The sequence below is a fragment of the Marinobacterium sedimentorum genome, from assembly GCF_024267675.1.
GTDB classification, from domain to species: Bacteria; Pseudomonadota; Gammaproteobacteria; order Pseudomonadales; family Balneatricaceae; genus Marinobacterium_A; species Marinobacterium_A sedimentorum.
On sequence record NZ_JALDYX010000002.1, the window covers coordinates 49,149 to 63,548 of the forward strand.

Genomic DNA, 14,400 nt, shown 5'->3' on the forward strand with positions numbered 1-14,400 from the left:
TGTCAGAAACGTCTTAGATGACGCTGACGTTCTCAGCCTGAGGACCTTTCTGGCCCTGAGTCACGTCGAACTGTACTTTCTGGCCTTCGGTCAGGGTGCGGAAGCCGTCGCCAGTGATAGCGCGGAAGTGAACGAATACGTCCGGACCGCTATCCTGAGCAATGAAACCGTAACCTTTTTCTTCGTTGAACCACTTAACAGTGCCGGTAGTAGACATTGTTGAACTCCATAAGGATTTTGTTTTACGTAAAGCCTGAGACTATCGAAAAACGACAGACACCAAGGCGGGTCTAGCTGAGAAATGCAGGAATTCCGTTATGAAGATCAGAACGAGGTACTACTAAGAGGAGCATCGTGCGTTGACATCAAACTGGAGCTGTATTTCAAGCTTGATAGGAGGATAGCGAATTCTAGGGGGAAGTCAACTGCATTTGCGGGCCTGGTGAGTATATTTTCGGATGCTGCAAAGATGATTTGTCCGGGGCTGTTGCGGTGTCGCAGTGCGAGCGCAAATCACCATGACGGCAGGCTTGGATGCCTGCTGGGCGGTGTTGTGCGTGCCGTTGGAAAGCCTCTTATCGCAGTGCAGCTCTGATGTGCTGCAAGGAACGCAGCTATCTGCGGTAGGGGCTGATCCACAGTATAGCGCGCTATCTACCTCCTAGGGGGCAGTTGTCGTGGTACGGTCATTGCAGCAGAATATGCTATGCAGCGTGGCAGGGATCTTCTGTCGCATTCTGTGGTAACACGGCAGGCAGGAGTCTGTCGTTTGAGAGCGACTCTATGTATACACACCCCTTGCGTGACCAGATTATTGCCGAGGTACATGCCCGGCCGTTTCAGCAGATAAGTGCGCCCCTGGCGCTGTTGCAGGTTGCTATCCTGCACGATGGCGAGCCGCAGGAAGCCGTCGAGCGCAGGGTACGCGAGCTTGCAACCAGTGAAGGTTTCGAACTTGAAGCCGGTGGTAACGGATTTTTCTTTTGCCGTCAGGGTCAGCGTGCCCTGCGCTACGAGCCGCACAGCGAGTTTTACAGCCTGACGCTCTACCGCTTTGGCGAAACCGAGGCACCGGAACTGCCAGGCAGCTGGAGCGAGCAGTTACTTGGTGCCTTTCTGTGCGGCGTGGAAGTACTCTTTCGCAGCGAGGCGGCTGATTTTGATAGCTGGGCGGAGGTGCATTTCAATGCGGGCCTTCCCGGTGCTTCACAGGTCAATGGCTCCGATGTAATGGGGCAGGCTGCAGCACTGCGCACCAATTTTCGCGTGCGCAGTGACAATGGCTACAATCGCGTGCTGGTGCAGGAAAAGGGCGGCATGACGCTGTTCCAGGCCGGGCGATTGTTGCAGCGTATCTGCGAAATCGAGACCTATCGCCACATGGCACTGCTGGCGTTGCCCCTGGCACTGGAGACCATGCCCATGGTGTCGAGGCTGGATCAGCAACTGGCGGATGTTGTTGAGCGCATTGCTGAGCCCGATAGCGATGCGGCGCAGCTGTTGCAGGAGCTGATGGCGCTGGCGGCCCAGGTAGAGGGGTTGTCGGCCCACACTGCCAATCGGTTTTCGGCCACAGAGGCGTATTTTGCCCTGGTTGACCGGCGTATCGCCGAATTGCGTGAGTCGCGTATCGAAGGTCTGCAGACGGTAGAGCAGTTTATGGAACGGCGGCTGGATCCGGCCCACCGTACCTGTCGCTCAACGGGCGAGCGTATTGAGCGGCTGTCACAGCGCATCGGGCGTTCCACCGATCTCATCCGCTCTCAGGTTGACCTGTCTATCGAAAATCAGAGCCGCGATCTGCTGCGCGGGATCAATCACCGTGCCCGTAGTCAGCTGCGCCTGCAGGCCAAGCTGGAAAGCTTTACGGTGATAGTGGTGACCTACTATGCCTTTGATCTTATCGACCGCACACTGCGCAATGTGGTGGTGGACGAGGCGCTGGAGACTCGAGCCAGCTTTCTGTTGAGCGCATCGGTGCCCTTGATCGCCCTGGGCCTGTACTGGTATGTGCGGCGGTTGCTCAAGGGTTATGACAAGGACGAAGAATAAGCCTTGGTGTGAGCTCTTGAAGGGCGTTTTGAAGGGTCTTTCAGGCGTTTTAAAAAGCGCTTTATATGCTTTCTTGATAAAGAGCCGGGCGCCCCATTATGGGCGCCCGGCTTTTCGGGCCTGCTCAGGCGTTGTTCAGTGCCTTGGCATGAAAGCGCAGGTGGTCTTCGATAAAGCTCGAGATAAAGAAATAGCTGTGGTCATAACCGGGCTGCATGCGCAGTTCCAGTGCATGCCCGCTGGCATCGCAGGCGGCTTGCAGTGCTTGGGGGTTGAGTTGCTCGGCGAGGAAGTTGTCGGCATCGCCCTGGTCGACCAGCAGGGGCAGACGTTCGCTCAGCTCGCTACGGATCAGGGCGCAGGTATCATAGGCCGCCCAGGTGCTGCGATCATTGCCCAGGTAGCCGCTGAAGGCTTTCTCGCCCCAGGGGCACTGGCTTGGGTTGCTGATCGGTGCAAAGGCCGATACCGAACAGTAGCGTCCCGGGTTTTTCAGGGCGCTGATAAGGGCGCCGTGGCCGCCCATGGAGTGACCGCTGATGCTGCGCTTGCCGGTGACCGGGAACTGCTCTTCGATCAGTGCTGGCAGCTCGACATTGACGTAGTCGTACATGCGGTAATGGCTTGCCCAGGGCTGCTCGGTGGCGTTGATGTAGAAGCCGGCGCCGCTGCCAAAATCATAGCTGTCGTGCTCGCCCGGCATGTCGAAGCCGCGCGGGCTGGTGTCGGGACATACCAGTACCAGGCCCAGTTCAGAGGCGACGCGCAGGGCGCCGGCTTTCTGGGTGAAGTTTTCATCGGTGCAGGTCAGTCCCGACAGCCAGTACAGGCTGTGGCAGGGCGCGCTCAGGGTCTGATCGGGCAGGTAGATGGCGAAAATCATGTCGCAATCAAGGCTGGCGGACCTGTGGCTATAGCGTTCGAGCCAGCCGTCGAAAGCACGGTTGCGGGAAAGGCGTTCCAGACTCATGGTGACATATCCGTAGGTGGTGGGTGGAGTGGCAGAGTGCTTGCACCTATCTGATGCACGCATTGAGCGCGCAGATACAGCAAAGGGCCATCAGGCCCTTTGCGCGTGCAGGGTCTGTTCAGACCGAATCAGAACAGCACAACAGAACGGATGCTTTTGCCTTCATGCATCAGGTCGAAGGCCTTGTTGATGTCTTCCAGTCCCATGGTGTGGGTCACGAAGTCATCCAGCTTGATATCACCGCTCATGTACTGATCGACGTAGCCTGGCAACTGGCTGCGGCCCTTGACGCCCCCAAAGGCGGTACCGCGCCAGACGCGACCGGTGACCAGCTGGAATGGCCGGGTGGATATTTCCTGGCCGGCGCCCGCCACGCCGACGATGACCGATTCGCCCCAGCCCTTGTGGCAGCATTCCAGTGCTGCGCGCATGAGGTTGACGTTGCCGATGCATTCGAAGGAGTAGTCAACGCCGCCGTCGGTCAGATCCACGATCACGTCCTGAATGGGTGCGTCGTATTTCTTCGGGTTGATAAAGTCGGTGGCGCCCAGCAGGCGGGCCATCTCGAACTTGTCTTCGTTGATATCGATGGCAATGATGCGGCCGGCCTTGGCCATGACCGCACCCTGAATCGCGCTCAGACCAATACCGCCCAGGCCAAAGATGGCGACGGTCGCGCCCGGCTCAACCTTGGCGGTGTTCAGGACCGCACCGATACCCGTGGTCACGCCGCACCCTAGCAGGCACACCTTGTCCAGGGGCGCGGCCTTGTTGATCTTGGCCACGGCAATTTCCGGCACCACTGTGTATTCGGAGAAGGTGGAGGTGCCCATGTAATGGAAAATGGTCTTGCCATTGAGCGAGAAGCGACTGGTGCCGTCCGGCATCAGGCCTTTGCCCTGGGTGGCGCGAATGGCCTGGCACAGGTTAGTTTTGCCGGATTTGCAGAACTTGCACTGGCCGCATTCCGGCGTGTAGAGGGGAATGACGTGATCACCCGGCTTGAGCGTGGTGACGCCCGGGCCGATTTCTTCCACCACGGCGCCGCCTTCGTGGCCCAGGATGGACGGGAAGATGCCTTCAGGGTCGTCGCCGGACAGGGTGAATGCATCGGTGTGGCATACGCCGGTGGCAACCATGCGCAACAGGACTTCACCCTGCTTCGGGCCTGCGACATCAACTTCTTCGATTTGGAGAGGCTTGCCTGCCTCCCAGGCAACAGCTGCGCGGGACTTCATGGGAGTATCCTTGATGTTTGATTAGAGGGTCTGGGGTTCTGTACCTGAACCTGGGCGTGAGACTTTGCCAAAGTTATGTAGCACCTGAGTAGCAGGTGGCGCCGGGTGTGCCCCGGACAGCGGTAACAGCATTGCGATGAGCCCAGTTTATCGACTGCTACGGCCAAGGTTAAGCCTTCTTCCTACATAACATTGTTGCTCAGCTGCAATAATACGATCTTGGCTGGCGGGGAGTCTGCCCACAGCCGCTGCGGCCAGGTGTCAGGCGCGCAAAGTCAGGGGGCGTGCGCGGGCGAGAAATCCCAGAATATCACGTCGACTTATCACGCCGCTGAGCTGGTCCCGGCTGTCGAATACGGCCAGCGCATTGATATCCCGCTCCAGCATCAGCAGTGCCGTCTGGCGAATGTCCTCGGATTCACTGACAGCGACCATGGGCTGCTGCATCAGCGCGCTGATGGCGCTGCCACTGACAAAGCTGACCTGGCCGTTGCGCACCATCAGGCACTTGAGTACTTCGGTGCGTGTGAGCATGCCCACCAGTTGCAGGGGCGGGGCTATGACGACTAGTTGAGCGATATCATGCTGCTGCATCAGCTGCCAGGCATCACCCAAATTCTGCAGGGTGGTAATGCTGACAGGCGGGCGCGACATCAGGCTGGCGACAGTGCTGGACGCCTGATCCTCCGTATCGTGCTGCGGCTGAGCGCCGAGTGCCGGGTTGCGGTAGAAGCGGGTTGGGTCAAGCCGGGCAGTGGTCCGCACGGTTTGTGCAGACATGCTGGGTTGTGTTTTGGAACGGGGCGCGCCCAGGTGTTGCCTGAGCTGGTCCGAGTTCCCTTCGAATACAGGCCCCGTCGACGAGAAGAGTTTAAACACACTTCACCTCCGACAGATGTTGCCCTGCTGGCAACCTGTAACTCCTTAAGACTAGACCATGTCTGCATGGGGTCTGGCAAGCAGGTCGCTTGGCTCTCCCGGCGCCGGAATGGACGCTGTGCAATATGCCTTAAGGCGATGAATGGCTACACTGCAGCTTGGGTTTGATCCCGGCGTATTCGCGCGTCTATCCAGGTTTAAGCAACAGGAGAATGCAGATGATCAGCACAGGTGACAGTATTCCGGCCGTGAACATTACAGCGCTGACGGCGGGCGAGCAGGAAACGCTGCCGGCCAGCGAGTTGTTTGCCGGCAAGAAAGTTGTGCTCTTTGCGGTGCCGGGGGCTTTCACGCCTACCTGCTCAAACTCTCATTTGCCGGGCTATGTGGTCAAGGCCGATGAGTTTCTTGCCAAGGGCGTGGACATGATCGCCTGCCTGTCGGTCAACGACTCCTTTGTGATGCGGGCCTGGGGTCAAAGCCAGAATGCCGAAGCCCTGACGTTGCTGGCCGACGGCGGAGGCGCGCTCACGCAGGCGCTGGGTCTGGGGGCTGATACGGGGGACTTTGGCGGGCTGCGTTCGCGTCGTTATGCCATGATCATCGAGGATGGCGTGGTAACGGCACTTAACGTTGAAGCGCCGAAAGAGTTTGAAGTCAGCGATGCCGACACACTGCTGGCACTGCTGTAAGCGTTCGTTTTTGTAGGGAGGCGGAAATCTTTGACGCAGATCAAGTCCTGCTGCGTTGGCCGGGTTCCAGGCCTGCCGGCCCCCGGGAACTTTGAGCTACGTCAATACCTGCGCCTGCAGATACCGATAACCTCTGTGTTAATTCCAATGCAGCACAGAGGTGGCGCAAATGTTCGGTCTTGATGTGTACAGCGTAGAGGTACTGGTGCCAAGCGTCGTGGGCGTTCTGGCAATAGCGTCGGTGATGATCTTCGGCTTTGTGCGAGTCTGCAACCTGATCAACCGGGAACCGCCGCGGGACTAAACGGACAAACACGCGGCCAAACGGCGTCCCCGCATAAAAGCGCGCATGCGTGGTTTCCAGGTACATCGCACTTTTGTCGTACGCTACTAAAGTGCGCGGTCTGGAACGTCCGAAGTATTTTTTTCGTTACAGACGCAGGGTCTCGATTTCAGCGCCTATACTTTGGGCAGGTTCAGCTGTAAGGCTGCTGTTACACTTGAGCGGTTTGGGCCAGAGGGTTTGGTCTTGTCGCCCCGGAATGGGCTGGAGCATGCGTAAGTTGTCTGGGCAGGGGTTAATGGAGGACCTCGGATTGCCCTATTTCAGGACGATTTCGACCTTTGGTGCACTCACGGATACTACAGTGGTGCATCTGATCCGCAGCGGCGAAGTGCTGGCGCTGGATCCCGGCGAGGTACTGTTCGAAGCCGGCGAAGCCTCCGATGGCTTCTATGTCATTCTCAAAGGCCAGATGGCCTTTCACAAATATCACCAGGGCCATTACGGCTTTATCCGCAACTACCATTTTGGCGAGAATATCGGCTTTGTCGGCATGATTGCGCTGCACCGGCGTATCGGCCGTGCACGGGCGGTGGAAGACGTTATAGTGGTGAAAATATCCACCCGCCTGTTTAACGACCTCTATGAATCCAATACCCAGGAATTCGCGACCCTGCTGATGAATCTGTCCAGGGATATGGCGCGCGGCCTGCGCGCCGTCGACAACCTTGTCGTTGAACACAGCTATGCGGCTGAGGTTGCAGCTGGCGCTAATCTTGACGCGAGTGCCAGGCCTGAAGTGGAAATAGCGGATGCCGGGGCGGTTGTTGAGGTGCGCAGACAGGCCGAGCTGCACTAGCCCGGCCGGGTGTTTACCACATCAGATCGTCGGGTATCTGGTAGTCGGCGTAGGGATCATCTTCATCAGGCTTGGCTTCAGGCTTGATGCGAATCACGCGCTGCGGCGCCTTTTCTTCCACCCGGGCGGCGATATCATCCGGCATTAGGCCGTAGCCCGGCTGCAGGATGACGATGGCGAGCTGGCCGCGGCTGAGCTGGTTGTGCAGCGCAGGATCCAGATGCAGTGTCTTGATGACCCGGTCATGCACAAAGTTGTATGCCATGCTGCCATCTCTAGGTGCCTTGCTGCTGTGCTGCTGTATCAGTTGCAGGGCTTCGGCCAGGCCTGCCTTGCGGGCCTTGTCTTCCTCGCGCTGCTGGTTCAGCAGGCGGTCGCGTTCCTGCTTTTCCTGGCGCTGGCGTTCTATATCGGACTGGATATTGGCGTCCGGGTCCTCTGTCTTGATGCCGGACTTGCGCAGCTTGGTTTGCTTGCGCTTGGTGTCCTTGGCTTTCTTCGCCTGGCCCTTGTTCGCCATGCCCATGTTCAGCAGCTGATCCTGCAGTGTGCGCGCCATTATCGTAACTACCCGTGACTGAAAATCTGCCGCACTATAGCATAATCTCTGCACTGATTAGGAGCCGTACCACGGTGCCGATGCCTGCTGCGCTGGTGTACTATGGCGCTGCCTGGGCCCGGGTTATGATTGCGTTCGGCAGGCTGAAGAATCCATTGTGCCTTGTGTCATTATCCTTGAATGGGAGTCCTGCGCGTGTCTGATCTGGTCGAGCTGTTACCTGCCATTGTGGCATTGACTCTGCTGTCGGTATCCCCTGGGCTGGACACGCTGCTTACGGTGCGCAATGCGGCGCGCGGCGGGGTGGCCGATGGCGTGGTGACCAGCTTTGGTATCTGCAGTGGACTTTTTGTGCATGCGGTGCTGTCAGCCTTGGGCATATCGGTATTGCTGATGCAGTCGTCCGTGCTGTTTGGCGCGCTCAAGATGGCGGGTGCCGCATACCTGGTCTGGCTGGGGTGGGGCAGTCTGCGCCAGGCAGTGCGTGGCCGCGGGCAGCAGGCCGCAGCGGACTCGGTGCAGGCGGTAATGCAACAGAAGGTCTCTTTCTGGCGCTGCGGGCGCGAGGGCCTGTTGTCGAATCTGCTTAACCCCAAAACCATCATCTTTTATATGGCGTTTCTGCCCCAGTTCATTGATCCCGCCGGCGCTGTGCTGCCGCAGGCGCTGCTGCTGGCGGCGATACACTTTGTTATCGCCATGAGCTGGCAGTCGCTGCTGGCCGTGCTTACCTGCCGAGTACGGGGCTGGGTGCGCTTGCCAGTATTGCGCAGGCTCTGTCATGGCGTGACGGGTCTGGTGATGGTGGCGCTGGGCGTGCGATTGGCGCTGGCAAAAATTTAACAGCGTGCTGCCAGGATTGTGAGCAGACAGCGGGAAATTGATCACCGAGGTGAAGGATGCGAATAGCGGTATTTTGTGGCTCGGCGGACGGGCGTACCGGCAGCCGGTACAAGGATGCGGCCTTTGAGCTGGGTCAGGTATTGGCGAGGCGCAGTATTGAAGTAGTGTACGGCGGTGCCCGGGTGGGTCTTATGGGCGCGGTCGCCAGCGGTGCCCTGAGTGAGGACGGCAAGGTGATAGGTGTATTGCCCAAAGGGTTGGCGGATCGGGAGTTGGCGCACCCGGAACTGACTGAGTTGCGGCTGGTGGAAACCATGCACCAGCGCAAGGCGCTGATGTCGGATCTGGCGGATGCCTTTATCGCGTTGCCAGGCGGTGTGGGAACCTTTGAGGAAATTTTTGAAATCTGGTGCTGGGCACAGCTGGGAATTCACCACAAGCCGTTTGGCCTGCTCAGTATCGATGGTTACTACGACAAGCTGGTGGAATTTGTTCACCACAGCGGCGAGGAAGGTTTTGTCCGGCCCGAGTACGTGGACATGTTGTTGGTTGAGCGTGATGCGGAGCAGTTGCTGACGGCCTTTAAGTTCTATCAGCCGCCGGCGGACAAATGGGGCTGAGGGGTACGGCTGCGGCCGTGCTCAAGCAGTGAAGGCGCCTGGCGAACGATTGCCGGGGCGCCTTGGGGGCATGTCAGATGTTAATTGTCAGCACAAAGGTGGCTGCGAGGCGGGCTGGCATTACTTAACCTGCTGCGAAGCACCTGACTCTTTAATAATGGGAGGGGGCTGATTTTCGTGCCGTTTTGCGTTAAATGGAACCACTATGCACAAGCTACATCCCTGTAGCTTGTCCGGTGGGCGGCTAACGCTGTGGTAATCGGCAATCCTGCCGATTTATCGCCTTATAACAGCGCAAAACCAGCTCGAATCAGCCGGCTCTCGCTACGGTCAGCATCCTCGGACAGCCTCCTACTTGCGCACGCCCTCGATATTCAGATCCAGATAGATGGTTTCAGCGGCGGGCCCCAGATTGTAGTTGATGCCGAATTCTTTCAGTTTCAGCTCGGCGGTGCCCTTAAAGCCTGCGCGATAGCCGCCCCAGGGATCATCGCCTTCGCCGACGCGGGTGACGTTGATGGTCACGGGCTTGGTGATGCCGTGCAGGCTCAGATCGCCCTTGAGTACGCCTGTGCCATCACCGTTGGTCTTGTAGGAGGTGCTGATGAAGGTGATTTCAGGGTAGGTTGCCGCATCCAGAAATTCGGCGCTGCGCAGATGCTTGTCGCGCTCGGCCTGGTTGGTGTTGACGCTGGCGGCCTCGATGGTGATGGCTACGCTGGCGCTGTTCGGGTCGGCGGCATCGTAGTTAAAGCTGCCATCGAACTTTTCCAGCCGGCCTGTGACCCAGCTGAAGCCCAGGTGGTTGGCGCGAAAGTTGACGGATGCGTGCGCGCCTTCGGTGTCGATGGCGTATTCGGCGGCATAGAGCGGCCCTGCGGCGAGCAGTCCGCCCAGTGCCAGGCATTTGATCAGGTTCGTTTTCATGGGTTCTCCCGGGTAATTCCAAGAATGCGTGTCAGGGTTGAGTCTTTGTCGACAAAATGATGTTTCAGCGCCGCCAGGGCATGCACCGTAGAAAGCGCAATCAGGGCCGTTGAGCTCCAGTAATGGATAATGCCGGCCTTGTCGGCCTGGTGATGCAGCTCGATTGGTAGCGGCGGTACCGAGAACCAGTTGAATACAGCGATGTCATGGTCTCCTGCGGTTGACATGACATAGCCGGAGATCAGCGCTGTGATCATCAGCAGATAGAGCAGGGAATGGGCGCTTTTGGTCATCAGACGGGTGGCGAGCCCGTGGGCGGGCAGGGCGCAGGGCGCGCGATCCATGCAGCGACACAGCAAGCGCAGACCCAGCATGAGCAACAGCAACATGCCCAGACTGCGGTGCCAGTGGGGCAGTGTCTTGTAGTTGGGGTCGTAGTAACCCAGGTCGATAATATAAAGGCCGAGGAAGTAGAGCCCGAAGACCGCGACAGCCATGAGCCAGTGCAGACTGATAAGGGGCCAGCCATAGGTTTCATCGTCGTTTCTGAGTTTGAACTTCACTGCCATGATTGCCCTTTGGTGCTCCTGCCCCTCGTATCGGGTAGATTAGTCCGTTGCGTACAGTATAGGTTCCGCAGTCTGGGAGCGCGGTAGATTCAGCTCCAGGCAGCTCCAGGCAGCGTCATGCAGCACAGTGCAGTCGAGCCTGTCGCGGATTTGCTGGCGCGGCGAAACTTTATTCGAATTAAACGTTATTTCAACATTCATTTACACCGGAAAAGGATGCTTTGCCCCATGACATGGATGAGCTGGTTGTCACTTTGTGCGATTTGCCTGGCGGGTGCCGTATCACCAGGCCCGAGCCTTGCGGTCGTGCTGCGTCATACGCTGGGCGGCGGTGGGCGCCACGGCATGATGACGGGCGTCTGTCATGCGCTCGGTGTCGCGCTCTGGGCGCTGGTGACTGTCGCCGGCCTGTCGGTGCTGATTCTTGAGTCCGAGGCGTTATACAGAGTCATTACGCTGGCGGGCGCGGGCTATCTCGTCTGGCTCGGGATCAAGGCGCTGCGCAGTTCCGGTGGTGGGGCTTTGCAGGCCGAGGCGGGCAAGCCTGCAAGCCTGGTACGTGCTGGTATTGATGGTTTCATGATCTCGGTACTTAATCCCAAGCTGGCCGTATTCTTCCTTGCGCTGTTTTCCCAGTTCGTATCCCCTGGCATGTCGCTGGCAGGCCAGGCGTTGATGATTGGTACGGCGGCGGTCATAGACGGCCTCTGGTATTGCCTGGTGGCGCTGTTTCTGTCCCGTACCGGGGTGCTGGCCTGGCTGGCCCACCGTAGCCGCACTATCGATCGAACCACCGGGGTTATTCTGCTATTGCTGGCGCTGCGCGTGGTGCAGTTGCAGGCGTAGCGCAGTGATTTTTTCTTTTGCAATCAATCCTTTTGCATTCTTCATCGAGGCTGGTATACTGCGCGCCTGTCTCGTTCGAGGCTGGTCAGACGACCATGTTATGGTAGCTCTGCTGGTCCTCCCGCAACGATAAACCGTGAATCTGGTCAGGCCTGGAAGGGAGCAGCCACAGCGGTCGACTCGTGTGCCGGGATGTGGCTGGTGGAGCTGCCCCCAGTTTTAGATAACTTCTTGTTTTACCTTGAGTTATTGGTGTTGCCTTATGTCTCGCGTACAAGTGCGACACATGGCCAGACCTACTGCGTATATCGAGCCCTCTCGACACTCCGTTTTCTACTTACGTATACCCAAGCCCCTGCGTTCATCTTTTCCCAGACCTGATATTCGTCGCTCGCTTGAGACCAAGTGCAGGCGTCAGGCCATCGCAACATGTGCCCCGATATGGATCCTCGGTGAATTTTCGGTTTGATTGGCAAGGGCCTTGTGCTTTGCATCAATAGGCGCTGCTCTATAGAATGAGGCTACCTTCGCTGCCATTGAACACGCCAATTTTATGAGCAATTCCAGTCATTTAGCCGAGCTTGTCCAGCAGTTTTGCACCCAGCGTCCGATTCGGGCCGGATCACTGATCATTACCATCTTTGGTGATGCCATAGTGCCGCGCGGCGGTACCGTCTGGCTGGGTAGCCTGATAAAGGTGCTGGAATCCTTCGGGCTGAATCAACGCCTGGTGCGCACCTCGGTGTTTCGTCTGAGCAAGGAGGAATCCTGGCTGTCGGCCGAGCAGCTGGGGCGGCGCAGCTATTACAGCCTCACGGCCCAGGGGCGGCGGCGTTTTGACAAGGCCTTCAAGCGTATCTATCTGCCGGTGCTGCCTGAGTGGGACGGGTCCTGGTGTCTGGCGGTGCTGTCCCAGGTGCCGGTGGACAATCGCCAGCAGGTTCGCGACGAGCTGAGCTGGATGGGCTTTGGTTCCTTCTCGCCGATTCTCATGGCCATGCCCCACTGCGACATGCAGGAGGTACGCAACACCCTGCAGGAGCTGGGTGCGCTGGATGACTGCATTCTGTTTGAAACCCGTGAAGGTGATGCCTTTTCGTCCCAGGCGCTGCGTGAACAGTCCCGCGAGTGCTGGAATCTGGATCAGGTGTCGGACAGCTATAGGCACTTTCTGGAACGCTTTCGCCCGGTGTGGCAGGAGATGAAGGCGCAGGACAGTCTCGACCCCTGCGAGTGCTTCCTTGCCCGTACCCTGCTTATTCACGAGTACCGCAAGGTCCTGCTGCGCGACCCGCAACTGCCGGCCGAACTGCTGCCGCCGGACTGGAGCGGTGTGGCGGCGCGTCAGCTGTGCCGCAACCTCTACAGCCTGGTGTGCGCGGCCTCCGAGCAATATATCGCCGAGAATTTCGAAACCGCCGATGGCCCGTTGCCCGAACCCATGCCGACCTTCTACAAGCGCTTCGGTGGCGTTAAGGCCTGAGCTTAGCTCAGGCTGCGCAGACCTCCGCTGTGCGCCCGATTCCTGCCACTTGCTAGTGTACTGCTTCGCCCTAATGGGTGCTCCCTGCGGGCGACCCGCTAAAAGCGCCTCTAAGAGCGAAGCAGTACACTAGGGTCCTCACACAAATTGGTTCCATCTGGTGGAACCAGATTGGCTGGCGCTGGCGGGCGTTCCCAAGAATGATGTTGTCATCTCCACGAGCAAACGGGATCGAGGGCATGACAACAACAATCAATACGCATCGTCGCAACTTTCTGCGTGCCGGCGCCCTGTCGCTGGCCGCATCCGCGCTGCCGGCCTGGGCCGTCAAGGCCGGCGCCGTCAACTCGCCGGAACAGCGGCTGGGGCTCTCGGCGCTGGAGCTGTCGCGGCCATCAAGGCCGGCAAGGTGAGCTGTGTCGAAGTGATGCAGACCTACCTGGACCGCATCGAAAAATACAATCCCACCTACAACGCCATCGTCTCGCTGCGTCCGCGCGAGGAGCTGCTGGCCCAGGCGCGTCAGGCCGATGCCGAGCTTAACAAGGGCCTGTATCGCGGCTGGATGCACGGCTTTCCCCATGCGGTGAAGGACCTGGCCGCGACCCGGGGTATCGCCACCTCCATGGGCTCGCCAATCCTCAAAAACTGGGTACCGGAACACGACGCCGTCTTCGTCGAGCGGCTGCGCAATGCCGGTGCCATTCTGATCGGCAAGACCAACACCCCGGAATTCGGGCTCGGCTCGCAGATCTACAACAGCGTTTTCGGAGTTACCCGCAACGCCTGGGATTCGAAACTCTGCGCTGGCGGTAGCAGCGGTGGCGCGGCGGTGGCACTGGCCACCTCGATGGTGCCGGTGGCCGATGGCAGCGACATGATGGGCTCGCTGCGCAACCCGGCGGCCTACAACAACGTCATCGGTTTTCGTCCGACCCAGGGGCGCGTGCCCTTCGGCCCGACCGGTGAGGTGTTTTACCAGCAGCTCGGCTACGAGGGTCCGATGGGGCGCAACGTGCGCGATGCCGCCCAGCTGCTCGCCACCATGGCCGGTTTCGATTCCCGGGTACCGCTGTCGCTGGAATCGGACCCTGCGCAGTTCGCAGGCTCCCTGGATATCGAGACAAAAGGCATGAAGATCGCCTGGCTCGGCGACTTTCAGGGCTATCTGCCGATGGAGGAGGGCGTGCTGTCGCTGTGCGAGTCGGCCCTCAAGCGCTTCAATGATATGGGCGTCAGCGTCGAGGCGGTGGACATGAAGCATCCGATGGACGAGGTCTGGCAGACCTGGCTCACAATGCGTCACTTCCTCATCGCCGGCATCGCCAAGGGACTTTATGCCAGGGAGGAGAACCGGGCGCTGATGAAGCCGGAGGCGATCTGGGAAATCGAAGGCGGGCTCGAGTTGTCCGCCATGGATGTCTATGCCGCGTCCGAAGCGCGTACCCGCTGGTACCAGGCGCCGAAGCCTTTATACCGCGTGAGGGCTTCGCGGCGGGGCGCCGCTCCTACGGCCGGTGGTCTTGGCTGGGATCCCCTAGATGTCGCGCACCCAACGAGACCCAAACCCCGCGCCTAAG

Annotated in this window: 18 protein-coding genes and 1 other RNA gene; 12 read left to right on the plus strand and 7 right to left on the minus strand. The window is 59.0% G+C overall.

Annotation, left to right across the window (positions count from 1 at the left end; all coding sequences use genetic code 11):
• Positions 1-13: 13 nt before the first annotated feature.
• Positions 14-217: a cold-shock protein gene (locus MRS74_RS02655; RefSeq protein WP_067383525.1), complete on the minus strand. Its 204-nt coding sequence runs from the start codon at positions 215-217 to the stop codon at positions 14-16.
• 566 nt (positions 218-783) lie between these two features.
• Here MRS74_RS02655 and MRS74_RS02660 point away from each other — a divergent pair.
• The gene (locus MRS74_RS02660; protein ID WP_254578722.1) at positions 784-2,052 is read left to right on the plus strand and encodes a DUF3422 domain-containing protein; all 1,269 of its coding nucleotides are present in this window, start codon (positions 784-786) and stop codon (positions 2,050-2,052) included.
• Positions 2,053-2,176: 124 nt separating this feature from the next.
• Here MRS74_RS02660 and fghA read toward each other — a convergent pair whose 3' ends face one another.
• The 3 genes from fghA to MRS74_RS02675 form a co-directional block, all read right to left on the minus strand.
• A complete protein-coding gene (gene fghA, locus MRS74_RS02665; protein WP_306421946.1) occupies positions 2,177-3,022 on the minus strand; it encodes an S-formylglutathione hydrolase in 846 nt (281 codons plus the stop codon).
• 128 nt (positions 3,023-3,150) lie between these two features.
• Positions 3,151-4,260, minus strand: a complete 1,110-nt coding sequence (locus MRS74_RS02670) for an S-(hydroxymethyl)glutathione dehydrogenase/class III alcohol dehydrogenase (protein WP_254578723.1) — start codon at positions 4,258-4,260, stop codon at positions 3,151-3,153.
• Between the two features lie 261 nt (positions 4,261-4,521).
• Positions 4,522-5,040 carry a CBS domain-containing protein gene (locus tag MRS74_RS02675; RefSeq protein ID WP_254578724.1) on the minus strand — a complete coding sequence of 173 codons (519 nt, stop codon included), beginning with the start codon at positions 5,038-5,040 and terminating at the stop codon, positions 4,522-4,524.
• Between the two features lie 317 nt (positions 5,041-5,357).
• Between MRS74_RS02675 and MRS74_RS02680 the strand changes: the two genes are divergently transcribed.
• From MRS74_RS02680 to MRS74_RS02685, 3 genes are all read left to right on the plus strand, one after another.
• Positions 5,358-5,831, plus strand: coding sequence for a peroxiredoxin (locus MRS74_RS02680; protein WP_254578725.1), 474 nt, complete (start codon positions 5,358-5,360; stop codon positions 5,829-5,831).
• Positions 5,832-6,000: 169 nt separating this feature from the next.
• Positions 6,001-6,135: a hypothetical protein gene (locus MRS74_RS23955; protein ID WP_256557758.1), complete on the plus strand. Its 135-nt coding sequence runs from the start codon at positions 6,001-6,003 to the stop codon at positions 6,133-6,135.
• A 250-nt stretch (positions 6,136-6,385) separates the two neighbouring features.
• Complete coding sequence (locus tag MRS74_RS02685; RefSeq protein WP_254578726.1) at positions 6,386-6,973, plus strand: cyclic nucleotide-binding domain-containing protein; 588 nt, start codon at positions 6,386-6,388, stop codon at positions 6,971-6,973.
• 13 nt (positions 6,974-6,986) lie between these two features.
• Here MRS74_RS02685 and MRS74_RS02690 read toward each other — a convergent pair whose 3' ends face one another.
• Entirely contained in the window at positions 6,987-7,532 is a 546-nt protein-coding gene (locus MRS74_RS02690; RefSeq protein ID WP_254578727.1) for a DUF2058 domain-containing protein, read from the minus strand.
• Positions 7,533-7,727: 195 nt separating this feature from the next.
• On the opposite strand from MRS74_RS02690, the gene MRS74_RS02695 reads away from it, so the two are divergent.
• Complete coding sequence (locus tag MRS74_RS02695) at positions 7,728-8,375, plus strand: LysE family translocator (RefSeq protein ID WP_254578728.1); 648 nt, start codon at positions 7,728-7,730, stop codon at positions 8,373-8,375.
• A 56-nt stretch (positions 8,376-8,431) separates the two neighbouring features.
• Complete coding sequence (locus MRS74_RS02700) at positions 8,432-8,995, plus strand: LOG family protein (protein ID WP_254578729.1); 564 nt, start codon at positions 8,432-8,434, stop codon at positions 8,993-8,995.
• A gap of 351 nt (positions 8,996-9,346) precedes the next feature.
• Here MRS74_RS02700 and MRS74_RS02705 read toward each other — a convergent pair whose 3' ends face one another.
• Positions 9,347-9,922 (minus strand): YceI family protein, encoded by a 576-nt coding sequence (locus MRS74_RS02705; protein ID WP_254578730.1) that lies wholly within the window; start codon positions 9,920-9,922, stop codon positions 9,347-9,349.
• Complete coding sequence (locus MRS74_RS02710) at positions 9,919-10,491, minus strand: cytochrome b (protein WP_254578731.1); 573 nt, start codon at positions 10,489-10,491, stop codon at positions 9,919-9,921. The genes MRS74_RS02705 and MRS74_RS02710 overlap by 4 nt, the downstream gene beginning before the upstream one ends.
• A 228-nt stretch (positions 10,492-10,719) precedes the next feature.
• Between MRS74_RS02710 and MRS74_RS02715 the strand changes: the two genes are divergently transcribed.
• From MRS74_RS02715 to MRS74_RS02735, 6 genes are all read left to right on the plus strand, one after another.
• Positions 10,720-11,337, plus strand: coding sequence for a LysE family translocator (locus MRS74_RS02715; protein ID WP_254578732.1), 618 nt, complete (start codon positions 10,720-10,722; stop codon positions 11,335-11,337).
• A 110-nt stretch (positions 11,338-11,447) separates the two neighbouring features.
• Positions 11,448-11,544, plus strand: an RNA gene (ffs, locus tag MRS74_RS02720) — signal recognition particle sRNA small type.
• 79 nt (positions 11,545-11,623) lie between these two features.
• Positions 11,624-11,806 (plus strand): DUF6538 domain-containing protein, encoded by a 183-nt coding sequence (locus MRS74_RS24155; protein ID WP_368671247.1) that lies wholly within the window; start codon positions 11,624-11,626, stop codon positions 11,804-11,806.
• 84 nt (positions 11,807-11,890) lie between these two features.
• Entirely contained in the window at positions 11,891-12,820 is a 930-nt protein-coding gene (gene paaX / locus MRS74_RS02725; protein ID WP_254578733.1) for a phenylacetic acid degradation operon negative regulatory protein PaaX, read from the plus strand.
• 239 nt (positions 12,821-13,059) lie between these two features.
• The gene (locus tag MRS74_RS02730; RefSeq protein ID WP_254578734.1) at positions 13,060-13,233 is read left to right on the plus strand and encodes a hypothetical protein; all 174 of its coding nucleotides are present in this window, start codon (positions 13,060-13,062) and stop codon (positions 13,231-13,233) included.
• Positions 13,230-14,399, plus strand: a complete 1,170-nt coding sequence (locus MRS74_RS02735) for an amidase (protein ID WP_254578735.1) — start codon at positions 13,230-13,232, stop codon at positions 14,397-14,399. The genes MRS74_RS02730 and MRS74_RS02735 overlap by 4 nt, the downstream gene beginning before the upstream one ends.
• Position 14,400 lies beyond the last annotated feature (1 nt).

Coding starts and splice junctions, on each gene's coding strand:
- MRS74_RS02655 (WP_067383525.1), bottom strand. CDS start 217: ATGTCTACTACCGGCACTGTTAAGTGGTTCAACGAAGAAAAAGGTTAC.
- fghA (WP_306421946.1), bottom strand. CDS start 3,022: ATGAGTCTGGAACGCCTTTCCCGCAACCGTGCTTTCGACGGCTGGCTC.
- MRS74_RS02675 (WP_254578724.1), bottom strand. CDS start 5,040: ATGTCTGCACAAACCGTGCGGACCACTGCCCGGCTTGACCCAACCCGC.
- MRS74_RS02710 (WP_254578731.1), bottom strand. CDS start 10,491: ATGGCAGTGAAGTTCAAACTCAGAAACGACGATGAAACCTATGGCTGG.
- MRS74_RS24155 (WP_368671247.1), top strand. CDS start 11,624: ATGGCCAGACCTACTGCGTATATCGAGCCCTCTCGACACTCCGTTTTC.
- paaX (WP_254578733.1), top strand. CDS start 11,891: ATGAGCAATTCCAGTCATTTAGCCGAGCTTGTCCAGCAGTTTTGCACC.
- MRS74_RS02690 (WP_254578727.1), bottom strand. CDS start 7,532: ATGGCGCGCACACTGCAGGATCAGCTGCTGAACATGGGCATGGCGAAC.
- MRS74_RS02660 (WP_254578722.1), top strand. CDS start 784: ATGTATACACACCCCTTGCGTGACCAGATTATTGCCGAGGTACATGCC.
- MRS74_RS02705 (WP_254578730.1), bottom strand. CDS start 9,922: ATGAAAACGAACCTGATCAAATGCCTGGCACTGGGCGGACTGCTCGCC.
- MRS74_RS02700 (WP_254578729.1), top strand. CDS start 8,432: ATGCGAATAGCGGTATTTTGTGGCTCGGCGGACGGGCGTACCGGCAGC.
- MRS74_RS23955 (WP_256557758.1), top strand. CDS start 6,001: ATGTTCGGTCTTGATGTGTACAGCGTAGAGGTACTGGTGCCAAGCGTC.
- MRS74_RS02685 (WP_254578726.1), top strand. CDS start 6,386: ATGCGTAAGTTGTCTGGGCAGGGGTTAATGGAGGACCTCGGATTGCCC.
- MRS74_RS02715 (WP_254578732.1), top strand. CDS start 10,720: ATGACATGGATGAGCTGGTTGTCACTTTGTGCGATTTGCCTGGCGGGT.
- MRS74_RS02730 (WP_254578734.1), top strand. CDS start 13,060: ATGACAACAACAATCAATACGCATCGTCGCAACTTTCTGCGTGCCGGC.
- MRS74_RS02670 (WP_254578723.1), bottom strand. CDS start 4,260: ATGAAGTCCCGCGCAGCTGTTGCCTGGGAGGCAGGCAAGCCTCTCCAA.
- MRS74_RS02680 (WP_254578725.1), top strand. CDS start 5,358: ATGATCAGCACAGGTGACAGTATTCCGGCCGTGAACATTACAGCGCTG.